16 protein-coding genes and 2 pseudogenes are annotated in these 19,170 nt (G+C 66.4%); 8 read left to right on the top strand and 10 right to left on the bottom strand.

Annotated features, from left to right (window positions below):
* Nucleotides 1-45 precede the first annotated feature (45 nt).
* The gene (locus tag ADK36_RS00375; protein ID WP_159029093.1) at nucleotides 46-1,092 is read right to left on the bottom strand and encodes a D-alanine--D-alanine ligase family protein; all 1,047 of its coding nucleotides are present in this window, start codon (nucleotides 1,090-1,092) and stop codon (nucleotides 46-48) included.
* A 353-nt stretch (nucleotides 1,093-1,445) separates the two neighbouring features.
* Between ADK36_RS00375 and ADK36_RS00370 the strand changes: the two genes are divergently transcribed.
* Nucleotides 1,446-2,732, top strand: a complete 1,287-nt coding sequence (locus tag ADK36_RS00370) for an ATP-grasp domain-containing protein (protein ID WP_053195874.1) — start codon at nucleotides 1,446-1,448, stop codon at nucleotides 2,730-2,732.
* A gap of 95 nt (nucleotides 2,733-2,827) precedes the next feature.
* Nucleotides 2,828-4,108 (top strand): MDR family MFS transporter, encoded by a 1,281-nt coding sequence (locus ADK36_RS00365; protein WP_053084640.1) that lies wholly within the window; start codon nucleotides 2,828-2,830, stop codon nucleotides 4,106-4,108.
* A gap of 580 nt (nucleotides 4,109-4,688) precedes the next feature.
* On the opposite strand, the pseudogene ADK36_RS47640 reads toward ADK36_RS00365, so the two are convergent.
* Both ADK36_RS47640 and ADK36_RS00360 read right to left on the bottom strand, forming a co-directional pair.
* Nucleotides 4,689-4,811: pseudogene (locus ADK36_RS47640) on the bottom strand (IS5/IS1182 family transposase); the annotation flags it as partial.
* Nucleotides 4,812-4,903: 92 nt separating this feature from the next.
* Complete coding sequence (locus ADK36_RS00360) at nucleotides 4,904-5,581, bottom strand: alpha/beta hydrolase (protein WP_048579809.1); 678 nt, start codon at nucleotides 5,579-5,581, stop codon at nucleotides 4,904-4,906.
* A 298-nt stretch (nucleotides 5,582-5,879) separates the two neighbouring features.
* Between ADK36_RS00360 and ADK36_RS00355 the strand changes: the two genes are divergently transcribed.
* Together ADK36_RS00355 and ADK36_RS00350 are read left to right on the top strand one after the other, a co-directional pair.
* On the top strand, nucleotides 5,880-7,379 hold the full coding sequence (locus ADK36_RS00355) for a fused MFS/spermidine synthase (RefSeq protein ID WP_234329628.1): 1,500 nt from the start codon (nucleotides 5,880-5,882) through the stop codon (nucleotides 7,377-7,379).
* 114 nt (nucleotides 7,380-7,493) lie between these two features.
* Entirely contained in the window at nucleotides 7,494-8,612 is a 1,119-nt protein-coding gene (locus ADK36_RS00350; protein ID WP_048579811.1) for an AI-2E family transporter, read from the top strand.
* A 533-nt stretch (nucleotides 8,613-9,145) separates the two neighbouring features.
* Here the strand turns inward: ADK36_RS00350 and ADK36_RS00345 are convergent.
* From ADK36_RS00345 to ADK36_RS00340, 3 genes and pseudogenes are all read right to left on the bottom strand, one after another.
* Nucleotides 9,146-9,532: a hypothetical protein gene (locus ADK36_RS00345; RefSeq protein ID WP_048579812.1), complete on the bottom strand. Its 387-nt coding sequence runs from the start codon at nucleotides 9,530-9,532 to the stop codon at nucleotides 9,146-9,148.
* A 386-nt stretch (nucleotides 9,533-9,918) separates the two neighbouring features.
* A pseudogene (locus ADK36_RS45630) lies at nucleotides 9,919-10,271 on the bottom strand (transposase); the annotation flags it as partial.
* A 150-nt stretch (nucleotides 10,272-10,421) separates the two neighbouring features.
* Complete coding sequence (locus ADK36_RS00340; protein ID WP_048579813.1) at nucleotides 10,422-10,724, bottom strand: hypothetical protein; 303 nt, start codon at nucleotides 10,722-10,724, stop codon at nucleotides 10,422-10,424.
* Between the two features lie 138 nt (nucleotides 10,725-10,862).
* Here ADK36_RS00340 and ADK36_RS00335 point away from each other — a divergent pair, with 138 nt between their 5' ends.
* Genes ADK36_RS00335 through ADK36_RS00325 form a run of 3 tightly spaced genes read left to right on the top strand, consistent with a single transcriptional unit; the run spans nucleotide 10,863 to nucleotide 13,310 of the window.
* Nucleotides 10,863-11,900 carry a DUF5919 domain-containing protein gene (locus tag ADK36_RS00335; protein ID WP_053195872.1) on the top strand — a complete coding sequence of 346 codons (1,038 nt, stop codon included), beginning with the start codon at nucleotides 10,863-10,865 and terminating at the stop codon, nucleotides 11,898-11,900.
* Complete coding sequence (locus tag ADK36_RS00330; RefSeq protein ID WP_048579815.1) at nucleotides 11,897-12,646, top strand: phytanoyl-CoA dioxygenase family protein; 750 nt, start codon at nucleotides 11,897-11,899, stop codon at nucleotides 12,644-12,646. The genes ADK36_RS00335 and ADK36_RS00330 overlap by 4 nt, the downstream gene beginning before the upstream one ends.
* Before the next feature lie 4 nt (nucleotides 12,647-12,650).
* Nucleotides 12,651-13,310, top strand: a complete 660-nt coding sequence (locus tag ADK36_RS00325; protein ID WP_048579816.1) for an HAD family hydrolase — start codon at nucleotides 12,651-12,653, stop codon at nucleotides 13,308-13,310.
* Between the two features lie 231 nt (nucleotides 13,311-13,541).
* Here the strand turns inward: ADK36_RS00325 and ADK36_RS00320 are convergent, their stop codons facing one another.
* The 3 genes from ADK36_RS00320 to ADK36_RS00310 all read right to left on the bottom strand — a co-directional run bounded on the left by ADK36_RS00320 (nucleotide 13,542) and on the right by ADK36_RS00310 (nucleotide 15,098).
* A complete protein-coding gene (locus ADK36_RS00320; RefSeq protein ID WP_159029094.1) occupies nucleotides 13,542-13,997 on the bottom strand; it encodes a hypothetical protein in 456 nt (151 codons plus the stop codon).
* Between the two features lie 156 nt (nucleotides 13,998-14,153).
* On the bottom strand, nucleotides 14,154-14,747 hold the full coding sequence (locus ADK36_RS00315) for a hypothetical protein (protein WP_048579818.1): 594 nt from the start codon (nucleotides 14,745-14,747) through the stop codon (nucleotides 14,154-14,156).
* A 9-nt stretch (nucleotides 14,748-14,756) separates the two neighbouring features.
* The gene (locus tag ADK36_RS00310) at nucleotides 14,757-15,098 is read right to left on the bottom strand and encodes a hypothetical protein (RefSeq protein ID WP_048579819.1); all 342 of its coding nucleotides are present in this window, start codon (nucleotides 15,096-15,098) and stop codon (nucleotides 14,757-14,759) included.
* Nucleotides 15,099-15,357: 259 nt separating this feature from the next.
* Here ADK36_RS00310 and ADK36_RS00305 point away from each other — a divergent pair, with 259 nt between their 5' ends.
* Nucleotides 15,358-17,061, top strand: coding sequence for a helix-turn-helix domain-containing protein (locus tag ADK36_RS00305; RefSeq protein ID WP_063776799.1), 1,704 nt, complete (start codon nucleotides 15,358-15,360; stop codon nucleotides 17,059-17,061).
* A 607-nt stretch (nucleotides 17,062-17,668) separates the two neighbouring features.
* On the opposite strand, the gene ADK36_RS49845 is transcribed toward ADK36_RS00305, so the two are convergent.
* Nucleotides 17,669-19,135 carry a CHAT domain-containing protein gene (locus ADK36_RS49845; RefSeq protein ID WP_159029095.1) on the bottom strand — a complete coding sequence of 489 codons (1,467 nt, stop codon included), beginning with the start codon at nucleotides 19,133-19,135 and terminating at the stop codon, nucleotides 17,669-17,671.
* Between the last annotated feature and the right edge of the window lie 35 nt (nucleotides 19,136-19,170).

Genomic DNA, 19,170 nt, shown 5'->3' with positions numbered 1-19,170 from the left:
CATCAATGTCGTGACCGTATACGTGCGTTCGTGCGAATGGCCCGGTCAGTGATGGATGTCGTATTCCTTGACCTTGTCGCGTGCGGGGCGGCTGTCGTATTCGCCGGATGCTGCGACGACAAGGTCGGTGATGGTCCGGCCGGCCGCCGCCAGCGCCCTCGGGAAGATGCTCCCGGACATCAGGCCGGGCAGGGTGTTGACCTCGAGGAAATACGTCTCGCCGTCCCTGACGAGGAAGTCACAACGAGCGAAGGTGGCCACATCGGTCGCCTCGAAGAGGGACTGCGCGTAGTCGCGGATGGCTTTGGTCGTGGGGTCATCCGTGCACAGTTCGATGCGTGCGCGCCCCTTGGCGTGCTTCTCCTCGTGACCGAAGAAGCCCTGGGACACCACCTCTGCCACCGGGAGATCGATGAAGCGGCCGTTCTCCCGGTACACGCTGCAGGAGTACTCGCGGCCGCTGACGAACTCCTGCACCAGGACCTGGTTGTCGTACGGCGCGGCTTCCGTGACCGCCTTCGTCAGCGCCTGTTCGTCCGGATCGCGCAGGCACGTCGTGAGCAGCGAGGCGCCCATGCGATTGGGCTTGACCACGAGGGGCCCGGGGCCGATCTCCTGCAGGACGCGCTGCGCGTCGAACGATCCTGTGCGCACCAGGACGGAGCGCGGAGTGCGCAGTCCGGGCAGCAGTGCGGTCGCCAGAGCGGCCTGGAGGTACTTGTCCATGCCCAGTGCGGAGGCGAGCGTGGGACCGAAGTTCCCCCGGATCCCGAAGACTTCGGCAAGGCCCTGCCACCCGCCGTCCTCGCCCTCGTTCCCGTGCAGCAGAGAGAAGACGAACGAGCCACCTGACCGGAGCCGTTCGACGGCCGTTCCCAGAGGCAGGACCTCCCCTGCGCGGAGCTCCCGCTCGTCCTCGGGCCACGGTCCGTGGTCGAAGACATGGGCCGTGCCCGTGCGGTCGATGTAGAAAACGGCGTCGACCACGACGCGATCCGGCTCTTTACCTAATTCGTTCAGAACATGGTGATAGCCATGGAGGGACGCATCATGTTCGGTACTCCTACCGCCAACCAGGAGTGTGATGTTCAAGGACACGAAATACCTCAGAATCGATGGACGGCGAGGAATCCTTTGGTTCGCGGCCCTCAAGCTAGGCAGCCCCTGACAATCGAGTCAATGCGTGTGTCATGCACTTGACTCATAGTCGACGCTTCAGGCCGAGAACTCCCCCTGTTCCTTGTCAGGGGACCGTCCTTAAAGGTCGCGGCGGGCACCTTTTGATCGCAATAATGATGATTGACGCACTGAGCGAACCTCCCTCTTGCGAGCGGGAGGTGCAGGCACGAGTCACGGACATGACTCCGATGTTGACTGCGCGTGCAGGCGGCTCGTAGGTTGCTCGCCGGTAGTCACAACGCCTGTCTGTCCTGGAGGAGTTACGCGTGGCCAACCAGAAGAATCTGCCCAGGCTCGTCTTTCTCGACGGTCCCGGGCCGCCTCCGCCGGTGTGGTACCTGCCGAGACTGACCGAGAACTTCGAGGTGCACGTCCTTTGGGCCCCGACAGGGGACGAAAAGAGGGACGAGTTACACGCGCGGACGCTCAGTCAGTTCTGCGGTAATTCTCCGCTACTGGGCGGAAGTGATGACCTGGGCGCCATTCTGGATTTCTCCCGGACATGGCATCCCGAGGGAATTCTCGGCTTCAGTGAGATGGTCGTGACGGAGACCCACGCAGCCGCCCTTGAACTGGGGCTGCCGGCGAACGAACCGAAATCCCTCCCCGCGCTGAGAAGCAAGGAGGAGCAGCGCATCGCGCTGGCGAAGGGCGGAGTTCCGGTGCCGCGATTCGCTTCTGTGCTCTCCCTGTCCGATCTGGTTGAGGCGGTCGGGGAGGTGGGCCTGCCCGCAGTCCTCAAGCCGTCCGCCGGCGTCGGAAGCATGGCCACGTACCACGTCACAAAGGACGTCGACCTCGCCGCTTTGTGGGAGACGGCGGCCTCGCGCTACACAGCGGATCCGCGCGGGAACGGCTCGATGCACTTCGTGCTGGAGGAGATGCTGATCGGCGAGCGGTGGCACGACGACCCCCGTTACGCGTCCTACGCAAGCGTCGAGTCGCTGGTTCAGAACGGTTCCGTGACTCATTACGCCGTGACCGACAAGTTCCCGCTATCGGAGACGTTCAGGGAGAACGGCGGCGTCCTGCCCTCGACCCTTCCCGGGTATCGGATCAACTCCATTCTGGAGTGCGCGACACAGGCCATCTCCGCGATGGGCGTCACCAACTCCATGGTGCACACGGAGGTGATGCTCACAGCGGACGGGCCGAGGATCATCGAGGTCAACAGCCGGCTGGGCGGAGGAGTCATTGAGCATCTCCACCTCAGTTTCGACTACGACATCGTCACGGCGATGGCCAACGTCGCCACTGGACGGCCTGTTGCGCCACTAGGTCCCCGCCTGCGCAGTTCGGCGCTGTATTTTCCGCAGTCCCCGGCGAAAGACGTCACGCTCGCCAAGGTGCCGACAGTCGACGAGTTGATGGCCTTCGACGAGGTCGTCGAGGCCGAGCTGTACTACGCGGCGGGTGATCGCCCGGACTGGGCGCGAGGCACATCGGGCGGCAAACTGGCCCGCGTCATCGCAGCGTCCGAGTCCCCGGACCAGCTCCTTGACCTGGCGGACTTCCTGGCTTCCGACAAGGCGTTCACTTACGCGCCTGACTGATTCCACCGGTGGCGCGGGAATTCCCCGCGTCACCGGTGAGGCGGTTTGACGGAGGGAACGAGCCGGGAGCCGTTGTCCGGCGGGAAGCGTGACGTATGACGAATCCGCAACACGAGTTTACGCCGGACAGCCAAGGAAGCACCGCGCAGTCCGTCCGGGGCGGTGGTGCGTGGCAGAAGTGGACCGGCGGCTTATCGGGCCAGTTCTGGGTGGTCTGGGGCGCCACCCTGACGAACCAACTGGGATCCATGGTGATCCCTTACCTGAGCTATTTCCTCATCCAGGACCGGAACATCTCGCTCTCCGTCGTAGGCGTGGTGCTCGCCATGTCCGGTCTCGGCGGCGTCATCTCTCAACTGTGCGGCGGACTGTTGGTCGACCGCATAGGTTATCGGGCCACCATGACGCTGGGGATGAGCGGAACAGGCATCTTCCTGTTCGTCCTGGGAGCGGTGGACCAGGTGGCCTTGATCGCTCTCTTCGCCTTTCTGGTCGGACTGGCGGCAGAGATGCACAGACCCGCTTCGGCCTCGATGATCGCCGCCCACTACGCCCCTGCAGACCGTCCGAAAGCCTACGGTCTGCTGTACTGGGCCGTGAATCTCGGCTACGCGTTCTCCATGGTGTTCGGAGGCTCGCTCGTCCGCCACGGTTTCACGGTGCTGTTCTGGGTCAATTCCGCCGCCTGTGTGGGCGCCGGCCTACTGGTGTGGATCATGGGAAAGCCGACGGTGATTCCCCGGCAAGCGGCTGACTCGGACGCCCGATCAGGCAGTTATCTGGACGTTGCCCGTGATCGGCTGATGCTGGCCTATCTCGGATCCTGGTTCGCTTACGGAATCGTCTTCTGCCAGGCGCTGACGACGCTTCCCCTGGCCATGAAGCTCGACGGCATCGAGCCTTCGACCTTCGGATATGTGATGGCCACCAACGCCGTTGTCATCATCATGGTCCAGCCCGTGGCCGGCCCACTGCTCTCCAGACTGGACCACAGCCACGTACTCATCGGCGGCATCATCGTCCTGGGCATCGGGTACGGTGCCACGGCGCTGGTCTCCACTCCGGTGGGATACGCGACCACCGTGGCCATATGGACGCTGGGAGAAGTGGCTGTCAGCTCGGTGAACCAGGCCGTGATCGCCTCACTCGCACCTGCTCCGCTGCGCGGGCGGTACTACGGGCTGTACGGCATGACCTGGTCCACAGCTTCGCTCGCCGCCCCGTTGATGGGGACGTGGCTGCTGCAGTGGCAGGCCACAGGACTCTGGGCCGTCTGCGTTCTCCTGTGCTGCGGCGCCGCGGCGGGCCAGTGGTTGCTCAGGCCGCACATCAAGGCGCGGTCCGCCTCGATGCACATGTCGGGAGCATCGAGTTGAGACCATCTGCGGACTGGTCTGGATCCGCGGTGTGATGGTTGGGGAGCGCACCTATGGCTGCCCGACGACCCGATCCGCGTGGGTCGCCCGTACTGCCGAATCCCCCGCCACCGGGGCAGGGTGTCCCGTTTTCAGGTCATGCTCCCGCGTGTTCAAAGGGACGCTCGGCTGGGCTCGTCCGAATGTTTCATTCATCCGGGGTGGGTGATTGCTGGGTGTCGCTCTACGCGTAGTCCGCTCCGGCGGCCCGCGGGGACGGCGGTGACCGCGCGGATGTGTCAGGGGCCCCGGGGAGCCGTCCCCGGGGCCTGGTGTCTGGAGTCGTGCTGTTCAACGGCGGTGTGTCGCCGGGCTCACACAGCGGTCTGTAAAAAAAGGGGGGTCCGCCTGGCGCTGGCGGCACAGGCGCCTGGGCTCCGGGTCGGCGCGGCTGTGTACCGCCGGCAGTCCCCGTGCACCCGGTCCCGGCCGTCTGTGCAGCCCGGGTAGTGCGGGTAGTCCGGGCGGCGCAGGGCAGATCATCACCGGCTGCCGGAAGCCGTATCTGACCGACCGGCCCGAACCACCCCGCACAGGGTCACAGCAGGCGGCGGTACTTGTCGAAGTCGTAGCCCCGGTCGGCGTACAGGCGCCGGGGTCTGCGGCTGGGGCGGCCCCGTAGGCCCCGGACCGGCGGGACCGCGTCCAGCAAGGGCAGAAGCTGGTGACCGGCTGCTGAGACCCCGACCCGGTTCAAGCCCTCCGATCAGGTGGTGTTGTCCAGTTGCTCGCGCAGGGATCCGCTTCGCGAGCGTCTCATCGGGTCATGTCTACGTCGGCCAGTAAGCCGACCACGATCGATGCGGCGGTGCGGTGCCAGTGCCCGCTCCGACGGAGCATGGCATGGCCGCCTCCGGCCACGATCTCCAGGTCGGCCCGAGCACCGGCCGCACGCGCGCGGCTCACGAACGCTGCCGACGCGTGCGGATCGGTGACTCGGTCGCGGTCACCGTGGAGCACGATCACGTCCGTGCCTCGCAGGTGGGCCACCGGCTCCCCGTCCGGGCACCAGGGCGCCAGCGCGAGAACCGCCCGTACCTGCGGGGCCGCGGCCGCGCGTAACGCCGCACGGCCTCCCATGGAGTGGCCGACCAGGACGACCGGTACGTGTTCGGTCAGTGCGGCCAGTTCCCGGAGCGCCTGCCGGGTGTCGCGGACAGGATCAGCATCGCTACCGTTCCAGCCGCACACCCTGTAGCGCACCTCTGCCAGTAGGACATCGTCAACCGGCAGAGCCGAGGCGACCGCCCGCACGAAGGGCCTCATCCGGACCGGTGAGGGATACCACCTGCGCGACGCGGCCCGACTGTGCGCCTGGCCGCCGTGGAGGAACAACACGGCTGCGCGAGGCGAGCGTGGGCTGCGCCGTGCCAGCAGCGCGGCTGCGTTCTTCTGCGTGACCGCGGACGCGGGGACGCTCTCGTTGCCGCCCATCCATCCTCCTCGAGTGCTGCTCTGCCGGCCACGAGGCGCTGCGGCCCGGTGGTTGAGGCGATGGTGGCGTGGGTCAGCCTGCCTGCCATGTGCGGCTCGCCGCAAGTAGGGGGGGCCAGGTGCCGCGCGGGGCGGCCCGGGGCTCCATCCTTGAGGTGCTGTCCCACCAACCCGTCCGGTCAGCACACCCGTTGGGATTGAGGGTTCTGGTAATGCCGTTCGATGCCGTTCGTTCGATGATGCGGATGCGAGGATGAGGCCCGTGACCAGATTGTCTTCGTCGCCTGAGGCCGAGGGCATGCCTCGCGGTCGCGGCCTGGGTCCCCGTGTCGCTGCCGTGCTCGTGTTCGGGTCCTCGGCCGCGGTGCTGGTGGTCGAGATCGTCGCGCTGCGGCTGCTGGCTCCCTACCTCGGTCTCACCCTGGAGACCAGCACCATGGTGATCGGCATCGCCCTCACCGCGATCGCCCTCGGCTCCTGGCTGGGTGGGCGCATCGCCGACCAGGTCGAGCCACGCCGGCTCATCGGCCCCTCGCTCGGTATGTCGGGCGTGGTCGTTGCGCTCACACCTGCCGTGCTGCGCAGCACCGCGGAGTGGGCACCGGCGCTGCTTTTGTTGATCGGGGCCGCGACCATCCTCGTGCCCGGCGCGCTGCTCGCCGCGGTGACGCCGATCGTGACCAAGTTGCGTCTCACCAGCCTCGCCGAGACCGGAACGGTGGTCGGCCGCCTGTCCGGTGTGGGCACCGCCGGCGCCATCGTCGGCACCGTCCTCACCGGCTTCGTCCTCGTATCGCGGTTGCCGGTCAGCGGCATACTGATCGGCCTCGGAACCCTGCTGGTCATCGGCTCAGCGCTGGTGGAGTGGCGACGGCGGGGCTGGAACAGTGCCCCCGCTCTGACGCTCCTCGTCATGGCCGGCGGCCTCGCGACCGTGGTCGCGCCCGGTGGCTGTGACACGGAGACGAAGTACCACTGTGCACGGGTCGTCGCAGACCCCCAGCGGGACAGCGGCCGCACCCTCGTTCTGGACGGCGTGCGGCACTCCTACGTCGACATCGACGACCCGACCTTCCTGAAGTTCGAGTATGTGCGCGCCATCGCGTCGGTGGTCGATACGGCGTTTCCCGAAAGAAAGCCTCTTGCTGCCCACCATCTGGGCGGAGGCGGGCTCACACTTCCCCGTTACCTCGCGGCCACGCGGCCCGGGACGCGCAGCCTCGTGTCCGAGATCGACGGCGGACTCGTACGCATCAACCGTGAACACCTCGGTCTGGGACCGCAAGCCGGTATCGACGTACGCGTCGAGGACGGCAGGCTCGGCCTGCGGCGACTCGACGCCGGCAGCCGCGACCTCGTTGTCGGCGACGCCTTCGGGGGCGTCAGCGTCCCGTGGCACCTCACCACCGAGGAAGCGTTGACGGACATCCGGCGGGTGCTCAACACGGACGGCCTGTACGTCGCCAACCTCATCGATCACGGTGGTATGGCCTTCGCACGCGCCGAAGTGGCCACCCTCAGCGAGACCTTCGAGCACGTTGCCCTCATCGGTGAACCCGCCGACATCGGCCTCGACCCGACCGCCACCCCCGAAGGGGGCAATCTGGTGGTGCTCGCCTCCAACCGACCGGTGGACCTCCACGCGACCCAGAAAGCGCTGGACACCCGGCAAACCGGCTGGAAGATCGCCACCGGCGACGACCTCACCGCCTGGACCGGCGATGCCCACATGCTCACCGACGACTACGCACCCGTCGACCAGCTCCTCCAGCCCTACAGCCCACGAAGCAGTCCGTGACACGACACACGCCAAGGAGCGAGTAGGCGCAGAACCACGCGCGTTCGAGATGCCAGACCGCCTCAGGCCGGTGGTGGTCGCGAAGCGTGACTGGTGTGCCAATAGTGTGACCGCATGCCTGACATGTTGAGTTCCGGGAGGACCCGGGCCGCGCTTGCGTCGTCCGCGCGGGTATCCATCGAGTTGCTGTTGGTGTTCGTGACGGTTGCGGTTGTTCTGTGGGGTCTGGCCCGGATGTGGCCGGTCGTGTGGCCGGTGATCATCGCTCTGTTCCTCACCACACTGACCTGGCCGCTGGCTCGTGCGCTGCGGCGGCGTGGGCTGCCCCCGGCGCTTGCGGCGTTGCTGGTGACCCTGCTGTTCCTGCTGGCGATCCTCGGAATCGTGGCGCTGATCGCGGTTCCGGTGGCATCCCAGTCCGGCGAGTTGAGCGACGGTGTGGTCGAGGGCATCAAGGAGGTGCGGGACTGGGCCGCGGGGCCACCGCTGAACATCGGTGACGCCCAGATCACGGCTGCTCTGGACACGGCGGCTGCCCGCGTCCAGGGCAGCGTCGGCAGCTTGGTCAACACCGTCGCCACGGGAGTGGCCACCACGCTCAGCGGATTGCTCACGGCAGTCTTGGCGATCTTCCTGATGTTCTTCTTCCTCAAGGACGGCCCGCGCTTCCTGCCGTGGCTCGCCCGTCAGTTGCCCGGCCGACTCGCCAACGACATTCCGGTCCTCGCCGAGCGCGCTTGGGACACCTTGGGCGCGTTCATGCGGTCCCAGGCCCTCGTCGGCATGCTCGACGCCGTCTTCATCGGCCTTGGTCTGTGGATCCTCGACGTACCGCTGGTGCTCCCGCTGACGGTACTGACCTTCGTCTCCGCGTTCGTGCCGATCGTGGGCGCGGTGTTCGCCGGGTTCGTCGCGTGCCTCATCGCGTTGGTGTCGAACGGCCCGACGGACGCCTTGATCGTCCTGGCAATCATCCTCGTCGTGCAGCAACTTGAGGGGAACGTGTTCCAGCCCATGATCCAGAGCCGTGGGCTCGGCCTGCACGGGGCGGTGATCCTTCTGGCGGTGACGTTGGGCGGCAGTCTGGCCGGCATCGTGGGCAGCCTTCTCGCCGTCCCCGTCACTGCACTGATCGCGGTGATCTGGAACTACCTGCGCGAGCAGCTCACCGACCCGCCGCAGGAGCCGGAGCCCGACAAGCCGCAGACCAGTGCCGCTGTCCCGGGGCGGTGAACCACCCCAGCTCAACTTCTCCGTGAACAGGCGCTGTCCTGCCTTTCTGCGGCTACCTGCGCCGTCTTGACGTCCGAGTCAGAGACGGCGCTGGGGGAGCATCGCGGCTCGGCCTCCAGCCTCGCTGTTTCGCCTGGGGTGCCGAGGGGTTGCTGACCATCAACTTCGCGGATCTCGGGTCGGTTTCGGGGACTGGGCATGCTGACGGGCCCGGCGCGGTGGCCGGGATCTCCGAGGTCCTTGGGTTGTGGGCGGGCAGGGTTCTGATGGTCGGCTAGCCGGGCGGGGCAGGGCTCGGAGGCGGTGGAAGGCCGCTGCCAGTTGCTGTTTCCAGGGCCAGGTCGCGGAGATCCGCAGGTGGAGGCGGCGGCCGCCGCGGGTGAGGCGGGCGGCGACGTGCAGGAGCCGGTAGCGAGCTGATTTTTGCTTGCCTGGCGCCGAGGGGTCGGTCGGGCTGTGGTCGCGCGCGAGCGGCCCACCTGTCGGGTGGGCCGCTCGGTCCGGTCGCTCCAGGCCTGCGGACCGGGTGGGTACTAGAGGCTGTCGCACTCCGGGGTGGAACCACCGAAAACGCTGTGGTAGCGCCACACGCAGGCTTCGGCATAGTCGACGTTGATGTCGAAATCCGTCTGGTCACCCTTGCCGCTGGCGACGGTCACCTTCGAGCTGATGCCGCCAGGGGTCGAGAACTGGACCCGAGCGTCCCTCCCGTCCTTCTTGGTGTCTTCCACGTAACCCTTGACGTCGCCGCAGCCGTACCTGAACACGGACTTGACGCCGGTGTCGGTCATGGTCTTGTACTTCGGCCTGCAGGCGGCGTTCGCAGCGGGAGCCTCCGCCACGGCCAGCACGGAGCCAGCCAGCCCAAGAACGGCAGCCAGGGCCAGACCGGCGGACGTGCGAGCTTTGATGAGGTTCATGATCTTCCTTGAGTGGGATGGCGAGAGTCGGGGCGCGGCCCGAAGACGGTGAGGTACAGGAGCCGTTACAGGAGCCGTTTTGAAACGAATGCGCCCTGCGCTCGCCCCTGCAAGCGCAGCCCCAGCTTCTCGGACGTCCGCCGCCCGGCGTACCTATAACTCTTCAGGGCGATGAGCCGCTGCGGCAGGTCTCGAAGAGTCTCCTGATGGTGCCCTCGGAGACGTCGAATCGATGGGCCAGGGCCACGACGCTCGGTTTCTCCTCGTGGTGCAGCTTCTTTCATCGGCCGCGAGCAGATCGGCGAGCTTCCAGACGAGGCGGCCGTTGGCTCGTTGCTGGTTGGTGTCGAGGGGTGCTGGTTGCTCGTTGAGATCAGTCGGAACTCCCAGACCCGCGCCCGTACGCCGGCCCGTGCCGACCGGATCGCGGTGAGCACCTTCGGCCCGGCTGCGGCGAGGCCGTCGATGAGCCGGGAGACCGTGGGGGCGGACGCCACCGGCCGAACACGTCGGGCTCGGCCCGCAGCATGGCGACATCGGCCAGGCAGTCCCCGCCCAGAGCGACGCCGAGCGCGACATCCAGCAGGACCTTGCCCGGGTCGTGCACTGCCCGCGGCTTGCGCCACGGCGCCAATGCCGCCGATATCGCACCGTCCAGGCCGCACTTGCGGACCGTCTCGACCAGCAGCCCCGCCCCGGCCTGGGAGACCACGGCACTGCCACCGCCCTCGACGGACACGCGAGTACAACTCGATACGCGTGCTCACCTGGAGAGTGCTTCTTTCCGTGCAGCCGACAGGACCCTAGACAAGTCCCGTCGTTGCAGTTCAGGAGCACTCTCCGCTTATTTGATCAAGGCATGGACGAGCACGTTCGTGAAAGCGTGACGCTAGCGGTGGATGAGCCAATGCAGTGCGGCGCCGGCGCTGCTGGCCCCGCACATGTACGCCGCGCCGTGTGCGGCGGCCACGACCGCCTCGTGGAGCAGGCGGTTGGCCGTGCGCCGGGTGGCGCCGGGCTGCCGACGGTGTGTCGTGTGATCCGTGGCAGGGCCCTCAGAAGGCTGGTCCGTGTCGCAGCCGCACGCCCTGACCGAGCAGTAGGGACGATGGGGCAACGGCAACAAGGCGGCGATGAGGCGCCGATTGCTGCTCCGCGTGGCCTGGACCTGGTCGGGGGACGATGGGGACATGGAGACCTCCGTCGGCTTGACGACACCCACAGGCAGACCCTGAGCCAGACCCCTGTCGGGCCAACAGCCCTCCAAGGGACTGCAACGGCACGCACTGGACACCAGTGGACACCGCCCCAGGCGGCGTAACGTGTTCTCATGAGGGTCACCGTTGCGACATTGGCGAAGGCTCAAGGCTTACGTGACGACTTCGACAGCCTGCAACGTCTGCGCCATGGCAAAGGCATCACCAGTCCTGGCGATCTCTGCTATCTCTCTGACTTCGTCAAACGCAGGGTACTCGGCATCGATGACGACACGGACAGTCAACTCAAGCAGGGGTTGGACAACCTCAAGAAACTCATTGAGGGAGCACCACCGCGTGAGCGGCAGCTTCTGAAGCTCAGTTTCAACATTGACTGTGCCTGGGGCGACTACAACTGGCTTGACAGAGTTGAGGACTTCGCGCTTATGCATGCGTGGATCGGCAGCTCCCGCAATGTGCGCCACCAGGCTGACCTCGCCCTCTTGCAGTTGCTCATGAGGGCCTGTCCGGCTGCCGAGCGTGAGCCGGCGCCGCAGTCCGATGTCGAAGCGGCAACAGATCCGGCCACCGTCCACGGCCACGCTCCGACCGTGGTCGGAGTATTCGTCGAGAACTATGTGCACAACAGCCCTCGGTTCGCCGGGTCGTGGGAGACCGCCCGTACGGTCGACATGTGCGGCTTCGGCCACAATCGCATGGCCGTCACCTACTCCAACGAGATCGGCAGCATCCTCAGGACGGGCGGCAGAGTGCGCGTCCTCATGCAGGATCCAGAGGGCCAAGCGGTTCTCGACGCGAACCGCCGCAGCTCCACGCCCAAGGCGTCGGCCGAAGATGTCCGTCATCAACACCGCAGCGCCATCGCGACCTTCACATCGATCAGGACCGCCGCGGATGCCCCGACTGAAAGTCTGCAGTTGCGTGTCTACGACATCATGCCGCCTTTTACCGCGTACTTCTTCGACGTGGACGAAGAGACGGCCCACGCCTATATCTGGTTCTGGTCGTGGCGGCAACCGTCCGCCTGGCGTCCGGGATTCCTCGTTTCACAGGCGACAGACACTCTCTGGTACACGCGCTTTCGCAGTCAGTTCGAGGCGATGTGGACGGACGAGGAAACACGCGAGTTCCGACACGGGGGTGGCTCATGACGGATCTGGCCCGCTTCTTCGACGCGACCGGATACACGAAGTTGTCCGAGCGCCTGCCTTCGCATCTGGTGAGTCGGATGCGGACGGTGGTGGATGACCATTTCGCCCGTCGCGTCCCGCCGTACCGCGTCAACGACGCAGGACAGCCCTGTCGTCTCGATGACCTGCTGGAGAGGGACCCGGTCTTCCTTGACGCTCTGCGTCATGACGTCGTGGTAGCAGGGCTGCGTCAGATCCTCGGGCCGGCGGTCGACGTGGTGCACACGCGACACAACCATGCAACGCTGAACAACTCAGGTGACATCCCATTCCGTCTGCACCGCGATATACAGCAATGGTCACAGCCGCTCGTCGCCGTCTTCATCTATCTTGAGCCCGCCACTGTGGCGAACGGCTGTACCACGGTTGTCCCGGCCTCACACCGCCTGCCCTACGCCGGCCCTCAGTCCGGCGGCGGTGGCGGGAACTGGGCTGACGAACACGATCAGTACCGGCATCTGATCGGCCAAGAGCTGCCCGTCGACATGCCGGCCGGTGGAGTCCTGCTTCTCAACTGCCTGTGTTTCCACAGCGTGGGGCGCAACACTTCGGCATCCTCACGACGGAGCCTGGTCTTCGCATGCCGCAGCTCCGACGAACTGAGCCAGGCCGACATCCCAGGGGTGACCCGGCTGTTCGGCGAGCGCCGCTTCCTTGCCAACCGTGTCCTGCACACCTCCGGATCACTACGCCAAGGCCAGAGCTGAACCGATGCTGGCCCTCTTCGATTTCGACGACACACTGGTCAGCCGCTCTGCGGCCATCTGGCGCTGGGCGCATCTGCTCGTACGGACAGAAGGCATGCCCCAGCATGCCGTCGAGGCAATCGTCGACGCCGACCGAAAGGGCGCGACGCCAAGGGATGAGTTCCTGGACTCGGTGCTGTCGCTCCCCGGAATCCGTATGACGATGGACGAGTTCCGCAACTGGTACGCAGTCAGCTACCCCTCGTGCTACGGCCCAGAAGAGGACTCCATTCGTGCACTGACCCTCTTCCGCGACGCGGGCTGGAAGATCGGAGTGGTCACCAACGGTTCAGCCGCTAGGACCGAGCAGAAGCTCGCACGCTCCGGGCTGGCACCGCTGATCGACGCACTGTGCGTGGCGGAGGACCTCGGCGTGTGCAAACCGGACCGACGGATCTTCGAAGAGGCGGCCCGTCGCTGTGGTGCTGAGCTGACCGGCTGGATGATCGGCGACGCACCGGTGGAGGACGTGGCCGGGGGAGCACAGGCCGGCCTACGGACCGCCTGGCTCCGTGGAGGCCGGACCTGGAACGGGAGGATGCCCCGCCCGGACATCGAGGTCGATTCAGTCCTCGAAGCCGCCGTTGTCATCGTCACCAGTTCCCGACACACCCGCAGCGAGTAAGCCCGTCCGCTCCCAGATGCGCGCGACCGCGCACATGACGACACGCGGAGTTGGCCGGGACAAGGGCCGTCACGCAAGACGCGAACAACAGGGCCTCCGGGCACTCGAGTGGCGTCGCAACCCTCGAGCTGCCAAGAGGCCCGGTACTCATACATCCACCCGGCCAAGACCACCTGACCAGGGACCCCGTTCGATCAGAACCGTCCTCGTGATCGACAGGGGTGCGGTTTGTCAAGGTTGGTAGACCGTTTGGACGACAGTGCAGCTCACGAGCCCGTTGGCGCTGGCGGAGCAGATCGCCCGGTGCCAGTTACGGATCTTGGTATAGGTGCCTTGCCACACCCAGGTCCAGTCTGGGCCGTACCCAAATCGCACTCGGTACTGAGGCTGGCCGCCGCCTGGATTGATCGCGTCCACGTCCTTCCAGTAGCCCGTGGTTGTGTGCGGGGCGACCTTGTACTTGGCGCAGTCGAAGGTCTTGTAGGCGATGGTGCTGTCGCCGCCCTTGTTCCATACGCGGCAGCGGTTGGAGCCCCCTTCCAGATCGGCTCCGTAGAAGGTGTACCCCGTGTCGTTCTGCAGCGTTCCCGCCACACCTGCTGATGCAGGCGTCGTCGTGACGGTGAGCAGTATTGCGACAGCCAAGGCGATCGAAGCGACAAAACCGGTTAGCCTCTGATTACGCATGCGTCCCCCGTTCTCGGTTCTTTGTGTGTGGTGAGGTGTTGCTGGGGGCCATGTCGCGGCCCCCAGCACCTGTGCTTCCCCCGGCATGGCGCACAACGCTTCGGAGTCTTTCGCCTCGTGTGCGAGGCTTTACTCGCGCGCGACCACAAGGGCACGTCAACTGATGGTGACGGGAACACCCGGATAGAGTTTTTCCACCCCCCTCAATACGCACTTGAGCACTGTCCGCTCCTCACTCAGGCCGGCGGTTCGCACCAAATCCGCCAGGCTCGTCCCTGCCCCCGAAGTCGTCATGCCACGACCGGACAGGCACGAACGTGACTCGGCCAACAATGCTGATGACATGCGCGGCGCATGTTCGAGTGCGTACCGCTGCTCGATTCTTGCCAGATGCGCCGCGTGACATTGGTCGCCGCGTGCCGCGACCTCGTCGTCCGGCATGGCGGCGTTGACGTACCAGAGATTCATTCTCTGGTAATTCACGGGATTCCAGCCGTGATTCACGAGCGTGACGCCGCTCTGCTTCAGGCACGACTCCAGCCAGGCAACGGCAGTCTCATATTCCTGCGCGCTGACGCCGTCGGCCAGGAGTGTGCCCTGCGCGGCCACACCCTCGGCGTGTTCCTTGTCGCTGACGTACTGCTGGAACTGAGCCCGCGGGGTCGACGCGCGAGTGTCGCGCCCCTGGGCGCAAGCGCTCACCGCGAGCACCAGACCGACGAGGACCGCGCAACGGAACGGGAGCCTCACGGAGGACGCCTAGATGTGCCAGATGTTCTTGTAGCTGCAGTCGGCGCAGCTCTTGTGATCGCTGACCTGGATCGACATACCCGAAGGCGCGTAGACGTCGATGCGTCCAGGTGCGTGCGCCCAGCTGCTGATCACACCGTTGATCCGAACCCTGAGCCAAGCGTGCCCCGCGCAGCTCCCCGACGCCTTGTACGTCTCGGCATAGCGGTGGTTGCTGTGGCCGTAGTACTTGCAGCCGCCGTGACTGACGTCGACAGCCGCATCGTGAGCCTGGGCAGGCGCCGTGCTCACCGCCACGGCTGCCGCCGCCGTGGCCACCGCAGCGGCTTTGATCCGCGTCACTACGCGCATGCTCTCTCCTCTTCCCCTGCGCCGCGACTGATCGCGGCGAACGATAGGCCGGCAACAGCCAACGACCGCGCGGCAGGTTTCCCCGTCGGTCTGGCCGCGGCCAACTGTGCCGGTCTGTCCAGCAGAGCGGCCAGCAATCCGGTGTCCCGACTCGCCGTGGGACGCGTGCCGCACCGATGACCAGGAATGATGCAGAAGGGTTGGGACGGTCCTGGAATGCTGGGGGCGGCGTGAGCAAGGCGGCATGGGGGTGAGGGGCTTGAACAGAGCGGACGCGGCCAAGGAGTTGGCCGCCGCGCTGGGGGAGTTGAAGCAGCGCAGCGGCCTCAGCTATCAGGAACTGAGCCAGCGGGTGTTCATGAGCAGCTCCACTCTTCACCGGTACTGCAACGGCAAGGGGGTGCCGGGGGACTACGACGCCGTAGTGCGTATGGCCAAGGAGTGCGGAGCGGCTCCGGGCGAGCTCAACGACCTGCTGCGGTACTGGAAGGCGGCGACAGGGGAAGAACCTGATCCCGGTTCGACCTCCGCCGCAGAGGTACCCGGCGCCCGTCCAGTTTTCCTGGCCGCTTCGGACCGCGCGCCCGTCGACCCCGCTACCAGTCACTCCCAGGCGGGGCGGCGTTCCCCGGGCACCCGTCTCGCCCTCGCCGTGGCCCTGGCCGTCATCGTTCTCGTCTCCGCTGTCGCGAGCAACCCGCGCAAGGCGGGCACCGCGCCCGGGCCAACTCCGGTCGGAGCGACGAGCTGGACCCAGGCTCCGACACCGGTCTCCCCGGAGCTGTTCGGCGTGACCATGAACAGCTCCAGCGGGGCCATGCCCTCCTTCCGGGCCGGTGCGCTGCGATTATGGGACAGCGAGACCCGCTGGGCCCAACTGGATCCCGACCGTGGCGAGTTCGATTGGTCCACGCTCGACCGACTCCTCGACGGCGCCGAGCAGGCAGGTTTACCCACCCTGTTCGTCTTTGGTGGCACACCCGCCTGGGCCGCCCCGAACCGCCGCAAGGCCGCCTACCCTGACGGCTCCCGGGCGGCGCCCCCGGACGACCTCAACGACTGGGACACCTTCGTCCGGGCCCTCGTACGGCACGCGGGGGACCGGATCGACGCGTACGAACTGTGGGTCATGGCCAACCACCCGCACCACTACAACGGCAGCGTGGAGACCCTCGTCGAGATGACCCGCCGCGCGAGCCGCATCATTCGGGCAGTTGACGCCCACGCGGTCGTGGTCTGCCCGTCCATCACCGAGCTGTGGAAGGAGCAGGCACACGAGTACCTGCTCCGGTTCGCCGAGCTGGGCGGCTACCAGCATTGCGACGCGGCAGGCATCAAGCTCTACCAACACCGGGTCACCGACCCGCCGGAGACCATGTTGGAGGCGGTGCGGAAGGTGGACCGGACCTTCCAGCGGGCGGGGTACCACCTGCCGTTGTGGAACACGGGTACCACGCAGACCCTGCCGCTGAACGACCCGCTGGAAGAGAACCAGGCGGCCAACTACGCGGTCCGCTTCTACCTGACGGGCCTGTACGCCCGTAAGCGTGGCCTGGCACGCATGTACTTCTACGCATGGGGCAACGGCAGCATCCCCCTCGTTCTCCAGGCCGAGGGCCAGCCACCCACCAAGGCCGCCCTGTTCGTCGAGCGCCTCCAGCAGTGGCTGGCCCACGCGGAAGTGCGCGGCTGCGGCCACGGCCTCCAGATCGCTCTGCCGGAGAACGTATGGCAGTGCGAGTTCCTCATCCCCGATGAGAACGACACCCTCCACGCGGCCCGCATCCGCTGGACCCACACAGGAACGGCGGACGTTCCGGTAGGCGCCGGTGCGCAACGCGTCGAGTACCTCGACGGCCGCGCCCGAACGGTCGACTCCCAGGACACCGAACGGATCACGGAACGGCCGGTACTTATCACTTACAGGGAATCCGGAACGAATCAGCTGACTTCAAGCCTCTGAACTACCAAAGTCTTCGCACCAGATCGGCTTCGTGGACGAAGCGGGCTGGTGACCGACCTGACCGATGCGCTCACTCGACATATGGGCGGGGACCGGACGGTGCCCGGGGTCTGGCCGCTGTACGGGATGGGCGGGTGCGGCAGGACGACGGTCGCGCTGGAGACGGCCCACCGGCTCTCGGACGCGCCGCGAGGCGGGTGTGGTGGGTTTCGGGAGAGAACGGCGAGGTCCTTGCCGCAGCATTGCGAGCGGTCGCCTTCGCTGCCGGCGCCCAAGCGTGCGACTTCATCGGCTCCCACCCGGCGGACGTGCCGTGGCCGCCCGCGAGCTCCTCGGGAACCGTACCGATCACCAGCCGCGAGTCCCGCGGTGCACGGTGGGGCGCTGGGTGCACATGGTCGGCGTTGACTTCCTCTCCGGCGAGGACGGCACGAAGGTACTGCGCGACTTTGCGCCGCCCCAGACGGCATCATGCAGGAGGCCCTGACCGAGCATCTGGGAGGTCTGCCACTGGCGCTCAACCTTGCCGGCTCCTACCTGGCAGAGGCGGTGGACAACCCCTGGCTTTCACCGTCCACGCCCAACCATGCACGAGGTCGTTAGTTGATCAAGCACGCGTTTGGGGCGTCGCCGTGGCAGCTGGACTGCCGTAGACCGCGTATGCGAGCCAGGACGGATCGCCGTCGAGATTCTGGGCCTCTTGACGTGCGAGGAGCGAAGCCTGACCCAGGGGACGGCCGTCGTCGAGGAGTCGAGCGTAGAAAGCCTTCGCGAATTGCATGGCGGAGTCGGAACGCACAGGCCAGAGGGTGCCTATGAAGGCGCCTGCGCCGGCCTTCAGGAATTGTTGAGCCCAGCTGAGGGTGTCGTTGAACCAGGGGATCTCACCGGCGCTGCGGCAGGCGTTGAAGAACACGAGCGGCTGGTGGGCCCGCAGGCTGCGGGTTTGTGCAGCGGTTGCAAGGTCGATGGGTTCGAAGGGGCCATCATCCATGTTTACGCGCGATCCGGAGGTGGAGAAGTTGTTGTGGCAGGCAAAATGCAGTAAGCCAGCATGGCCACGCTCGATCAGATCGGCAAGCACCTCGCGTTTGGTGATCACGTCCTTGTTCGCCATTCCCGGCCCGAGCGAGTCACGCAGTTCGGCAATCTCAAGTGCCGCTTCCGGTGGTGAACCCGGCGGCATGACGAAGGCAGCACCCGGAACGGAGATCTGGTGGACGCGGTCTTGGCGGAAGACGCGTCGTACGACGGGCAGCCACTCGGCGAGGAAGCCCTCGTTGTTGTCTGCGTCGAGCGGGTACAGGAGCTCCCACGGCACGAAGTTGTGCTCGCCGAGCACCGTGAAAGAGGTGATGCGGTGGGCCTCTTTCCAGAACTGCTTCTGTATGGCCTCCGGCACAGCCGATGACCACAGCTGTACACCCTCGTTCATCAGACGCCTTCGGAGTGCACGTGCGTCGTCGGGCGGAAGCTGCCCCGCCCGCCTGGCTGCCTCGCGCAATTCGCAATAGATCCGCTCGGCCGCCTGCCCCGGGTCCCCACCACGGTAGCGGAACTGCTCAGGGGGATAGCACGTCTCACTCAGCAGCTGAAAGCTGAACGAGCCGTCCTCGGCACGGTGCACCTGAAGTGTGGCCTCTCCCGGTTCGAAGGCGATGCCCGGCAACACCGCCCGTCGCGGCTCCCCATTGGTGACGACCCCATCTGCGTCTGCATCGACCGATATTTGAAGGTGCACCGCCCCCAGGTGCGTGCCCTTGTGGAAAGCGTGGACCGTCACCTGGTGGAGGCGCGAAGTCGTCGTGCGCAGGCGAAAGAGTAGCCAGCCGGAGTCCTGGCCCGGGTACACGGTGAGTTCCTGCGAAAGGTCAGCCACCGCGCGCAGGGTCGGCGCGGTGACGATTATCATCAGTTGCGCACCCTCCTTGGGGACCGAGAATGATGGAAGGCGGACACTGCCTTGCCCTTGCCCCTGACCGGGAACTCGGGCGATCTGGACGAGGAGGGGAACCTCTGTGCCTGGTCTGGCTTGTTCCGCCAGTGCGGCGATCAGGTGGCGCGGTTCGGACATCCCGTCGTTCCCCTCTGGGGGGACGGGAGGCGCTC

The sequence above is a fragment of the Streptomyces viridochromogenes genome (genome assembly GCF_001270495.1).
Taxonomy (GTDB): Bacteria; Actinomycetota; Actinomycetes; order Streptomycetales; family Streptomycetaceae; genus Streptomyces; species Streptomyces viridochromogenes_A.
This window is presented reverse-complemented; position numbering and strand designations above follow the sequence as displayed.